Origin of the sequence: Nitrosomonas sp. Is37 (genome assembly GCF_033063275.1) — a bacterium.
Taxonomy (GTDB): Bacteria; Pseudomonadota; Gammaproteobacteria; order Burkholderiales; family Nitrosomonadaceae; genus Nitrosomonas.
Genome location: NZ_JAWJYP010000060.1, coordinates 1 through 5,057, shown reverse-complemented (window position 1 = coordinate 5,057; position 5,057 = coordinate 1). Strand labels below are relative to the sequence as shown.

At 36.2% G+C, this 5,057-nt stretch carries 5 protein-coding genes and 1 pseudogene; 2 read left to right on the top strand and 4 right to left on the bottom strand.

All coding sequences use genetic code 11. The annotated features are described in order from the left end of the window. Window positions 1-269: 269 nt before the first annotated feature. A complete protein-coding gene (locus tag R2Q26_RS15150; RefSeq protein ID WP_317537054.1) occupies window positions 270-695 on the bottom strand; it encodes a hypothetical protein in 426 nt (141 codons plus the stop codon). A gap of 966 nt (window positions 696-1,661) precedes the next feature. Continuing rightward, window positions 1,662-2,318: a peroxiredoxin gene (locus tag R2Q26_RS15145; protein ID WP_317537053.1), complete on the bottom strand. Its 657-nt coding sequence runs from the start codon at window positions 2,316-2,318 to the stop codon at window positions 1,662-1,664. Window positions 2,319-2,776: 458 nt separating this feature from the next. On the opposite strand from R2Q26_RS15145, the gene R2Q26_RS15140 reads away from it, so the two are divergent. Further along, the gene (locus R2Q26_RS15140; RefSeq protein WP_317537052.1) at window positions 2,777-3,415 is read left to right on the top strand and encodes a phosphoadenosine phosphosulfate reductase family protein; all 639 of its coding nucleotides are present in this window, start codon (window positions 2,777-2,779) and stop codon (window positions 3,413-3,415) included. Window positions 3,416-3,532: 117 nt separating this feature from the next. On the opposite strand, the gene R2Q26_RS15135 is transcribed toward R2Q26_RS15140, so the two are convergent. Next, on the bottom strand, window positions 3,533-3,919 hold the full coding sequence (locus tag R2Q26_RS15135; RefSeq protein ID WP_317537051.1) for a hypothetical protein: 387 nt from the start codon (window positions 3,917-3,919) through the stop codon (window positions 3,533-3,535). Between the two features lie 548 nt (window positions 3,920-4,467). Here R2Q26_RS15135 and R2Q26_RS15130 point away from each other — a divergent pair. Next, window positions 4,468-4,926 (top strand): VOC family protein, encoded by a 459-nt coding sequence (locus tag R2Q26_RS15130; RefSeq protein ID WP_317537050.1) that lies wholly within the window; start codon window positions 4,468-4,470, stop codon window positions 4,924-4,926. Between the two features lie 14 nt (window positions 4,927-4,940). Here the strand turns inward: R2Q26_RS15130 and R2Q26_RS15125 are convergent. Further along, window positions 4,941-5,057: pseudogene (locus R2Q26_RS15125) on the bottom strand (IS5/IS1182 family transposase); the annotation flags it as partial.

Below are 5,057 nucleotides of genomic sequence, written 5' to 3'. Positions count from 1 at the left end.
CCTCCTTATAGCAAGATCATCAACTATATCTCATCCTTTGAGAATCCCTTATCGACTCTATTTAAGTGCAGAATGCTTTAGTAAGGTTAAAGACAGGTAAGCAAATAATACTAATCAGACATAGTATAAGCAGATACAAAAAAAAACCGCGTATCAGCAATTGATATCGCGGCTTTTTTAGATTTTTGGTCTTCTGGATTTAGATTTCTGGTCTTCTGGAGTTTGAATATTTTTTAAAATAATTATTAATTCAATTGAGAGTCTACGACCTATTCAGTTATTAAACCGAGATCTCGTTTTTCTTGATCTCGTGCCATTTTTCGGTGAATTGCAGCTTCTTTCAGATTCTCTTTGATAGAATTTTCAAAATATCTGATATTAGCCAAGGTATGCGACTGAAGGTCTTGCCCTTTTCGCCCATAATAGTAATTGTGTTCTTCATATTCCTTAAGCAGCTCTTTCTGTGCTTGTAGTTTTGCTTTCATTTCATTAGCAGCATCTTCATGATGTTTTGCGAAAACATCATGATTGTTAGGGTCTATGAAATGCTGATTCGCGCCAAGCTTTTCAGCATTCAGAGTGCTCGCTACCGGGCTCATTTGAGCACAGCCGGATAAGAAACCAACAGCTAATACAGCCACCCAGAAAATATTGGTTCTCATCATAGCACCTCCATAAAACAACTTTAATTCCACTCCTTTTCCTTTATTTGCTTAAAAATTTTTGTCATGTCTTATTTTAAGAATAACCATGCTGAGAATACGTTCTTTACAGGAAACATTTTTTACTCAATCTATCTTTTAATTAGAAGATTTTGATCTAATCCCCAGCAACAATCACTTTAATCATCACTCATAATAAAGCTATTGTTTTTAATGCAATAATTTTTTTATCATAGTAAAATTAATTTCTTAGGATGAATAATATCGACTTAGAACACAAAAAATAAGTGCCAAAATAAGAAATTAATTGTTTCTATTATGGACACAATAAAATCATACGTGCGTTTATGCTAAAAACACCAATATGGGGAGCACTGAATTAAGTAGATGAGATAAGAAAATGCCTGTATCTGAATAACTTGGCAAATTTATAGCCACAAGTATCCAAGCAATATTCTTTTATATCGACGCCTTTTTTATTGCACAATACTGCGTGCAAAGTGCGCAATACACAATCTCATAAGGCTACAATAGTTTTTCTCTAATAATTTATACACCTACGCGATGCAAATCTACCCTCTGCTTAAATCGGAGAGTTTCGTATTTAGAGATTTGACTTTATTTTTGAAGAGGAACAGAACGATTATTTGAGTAAATCAGCAGTCTAGTAAGGCACAAGAAAAATAGATGCCGGTTGGAAACGTGAGTCAGAGTTTGATGGTCACTCCGACACACGCATCAGAACAGTTCGGTAATATCAATATAGAACAGCGAGTTACACATAGATGAGTTCCCGAGTAGGACTCGAATCTGGGATCTGCGGATTAACAGGTGTTATAACTAGCTGTTTTAATTAACTTAATACTCACCAGCGCTCGCTAACACCCGTCAATAATCATCATATTTGTCACGTTACCACATCAAACAATATTAAGAACTCTTATTCCAGAATACTAGTATTTAATGTTTTATCGCGATACTGCAGGGACAATCAATAAATCATGGTTGCTTTACCTTGCGAAGGTATGGCTTTACTGTTTCCCAACCTTGTGGATAAACCTTCTTAGCTTCCTCATTGCTAACCGAAGGAACGATGATCACATCTTCCCCTTGTTGCCAATTCACAGGTGTTGCGACTTTGTGCCTTGCGGTTAACTGCATTGAATCAATTACCCGCAAGATTTCATTAAAGTTACGACCAGTAGTCATAGGATAAGTCATCATAAGCTTGATATTTTTATCGGGACCAATGATAAATACTGAACGAACGGTCGCGTTCGTAAGCGCTGTTCGTCCTTCTGCTGAACCTGTTTCATCTGCAGGAAACATATTATAGAGTTTGGCTACATGCAGATCAGTGTCTGCAATAACAGGATAACGAACGGGTGATCCACCGACATCTTCAACGTCTCTCAGCCATTTCTCGTGATCATTAAGCGGATCAATACTAAGCCCGATAAGTTTAGTATTACGCTTGTCAAATTCTGATTGAATACTGGCCATATACCCTAGTTCTGTTGTACAAACAGGTGTGAAATCCTTTGGGTGAGAAAATAATACTACCCAATGATCTCCAATCCATTCATGGAAATCAATCTTTCCTTGTGTGGTTTCTGCCTGAAAATTAGGTGCTTGATCATTAATGCGCAATGCCATAAGTGCCTCCTTAGCTCCAATTTATTAAATGTATATTGAAATCAATTATAACTATAACTTAATAGACAAAACGAATATTAAAAATTTTATTTGCTTACACCGCCCGACAATAAATAACCGAGTATTTGAAAATGTATTGAAAAAATTATAAATTAACTTTAGCTTTTATTACTTATTACCCGTCAATGACCATCAGTAGTGTGACATTCAAAAATAAAATCATATGTATATTATTTTGTATGAAAATAACTAATAGCTTGTCACTAATTAAGAAAACTAAACGGAATTGATTTAATTTAACTTCTCAGGCTGGCATCACCAAGGTCCAATACTTGAATTAGAAATAATCCATTTTTGATCGCTTACCTGTCAAGTTTGACAATATAACGAATTATTTAGTAATTTGCATTCTAAAACCGGCTTACTTTTTTACTTTAGCCAAACTGAATCAACCTCAAATGACGAATAATCAAATTGCAGAGTACAATGTAGCGTTACGAAATAAACCCGCATTAGAGATTGTGCGTTGGGCCATCGCACGGGCAAACGGTCGTGCTGTTGTGTCAACCAACTTCCGCCCTTATGAGGCAGTTATTCTTCATCTTTGCGTTCAAGTACAACCGGATATTCCAGTACTTTGGGTAGACCATGGTTACAACCGACCGGCAACTTACAAATTTGCTGAGCAGCTCCGTGATAGCCTCAATCTTAACCTTAAGACTTATCTTCCCAAGCTAACTGCAGCCCATCGTGATGCAATTTATGGCCCAATTCCAAGTATCGACGATGAAGCCGAGCTGAAGAAGTTCAGTACGATGATGAAATTAGAGCCTTTTCAACATGGTATGAAGGAGCTTGCGCCTACAGTTTGGTTTACTGCATTACGCAAAGTACAAAATCCGAATCGCGCTAGACTAGATATCCTCTCCGAGGATAAGACTTATCACACCATCAAAGTCAGCCCAGTTTTCTACTGGACGGATGCCGATATGGAAACCTATCTCAAGCAGCATAATTTACCAAATGAATGGGATTATTTCGATCCAGCGAAAGCTGACGAAAAACGCGAATGCGGCCTACACGTAAATGAGGAATGACATACTGGCGGATTCAGTTCTAATGATAAGTAGCAGTTGCTACCACTACCTAAACAGCTGATATGCGCGAATCAATCGGATCACACATAAATAGCCCAACACCGTAGCGCTTATGTTTTATAAATATGGATAAAGCCATATAAAGGTTATTGCAAAAATTGTTAGCAAACAAATCAAGAGCTCATTACATATAAACCTATAGGGTTTGATGGTGAAGGCATCAGCAAGCTCTGTACTGGTTTTCTTTGCTACATCCATTTCTAAAAATCTTATACGACGATAAATTGGTCTGTTTACAAACCAACGAAGACATTCAAGCACTAACAAGATACACGTTAAGCCAATTTGTATAAAAAGCTCTTCTTTTATAAGCATATGTATTTGTTCAGAAGAAAATAACCAACCGAGCGCAACCAAATGTATGCTGATAGATATCCAAACATTTGCAATATACTGTTTTGTTAGAAATTTTAGCGCATCTAACTTCCCTGCTTCTAAGTCCATAATGGCTACTCCTTGCCCTGTCGTTCGACGACATTCATTCTTTTATTATGGGTGCTAGTTAAGAAATGAAACAGATTTCTTTCAGATATTTTGAAGTGACTCCCCTCTATTGATCAATGATATGAATCAGCGCTAAAAGTTGCCAGTAAGCATTCTATTGTTTGATAAGAATTATTATTTCTAATCTGATAATTGATTTATCGTGATTTCTATTTGATTGCAATTGCTGAAGCTTAATCTTTAGCGCCCACTCTTTTTCTGTCTAAAAATGCATTACTATTCATCACTTTATATTATAGCAATTTTTGTCACGTTACGTAAGTAACTGATTGATTTAATGAATATTATTAATGATTAACAGATGTTATAACTAACTGTTTATATTAATATTACACTTGCTGATAATCGTCAGATTTGTCACGTTTATTCCATAAAGATATGATATGAGTAGACGTGAAGTATTGAGGCACTACCTCAGCTTTCATTACGGGTACGAAATGATACTCTTCGGGATATATTGACAAATATTTTGATGACGAGGCAAATCTATGAAAGCAAACGCAGTAGGCATAAATCATGTGGCATTAGAAGTTGGAAATATTGATGAAGCGTTAAAATTTTATGGCAACTTCTTGAATTTCGAAGTTCATGAAAAAAATGAGATGCAAGCCTTTATTTATTTTGGGGATCAATTTATCAATTTTACAAAGAATGATAATAGACAGCCTGATCAAAAGCGACACATTGGAATAGCGGTAGATAATAAGGAATTAGTAAGGCAGATTCTTGAACAGATGGGAGTCAAACTTTTAAAAGGTCCTTTTCTTGATTTCCTTGATCCTTGGGGAAATCGAGTAGAAATAACTACCTATAGCAATATTCAATATACAAAAGCTGACCATGTATTGCAGGGCATGGGGCTTGGTCATCTGAAAAAAACTGAGCAAGCTTTGGCTGAATTAAATGCAAGAGGTTTAGGACCTAAAAAAAATCATGATAATGACTAGGGTCTGTTGACATTTCACATAGGTAGCCACAGATATCCACATGCCATGGCAATCTACTTTCGTAATTTCTTTTCAATTTGTCATATCGCGTAGCCACTGCCCGGTACTGTTTTAGGCGGGCAAAGGCGTTT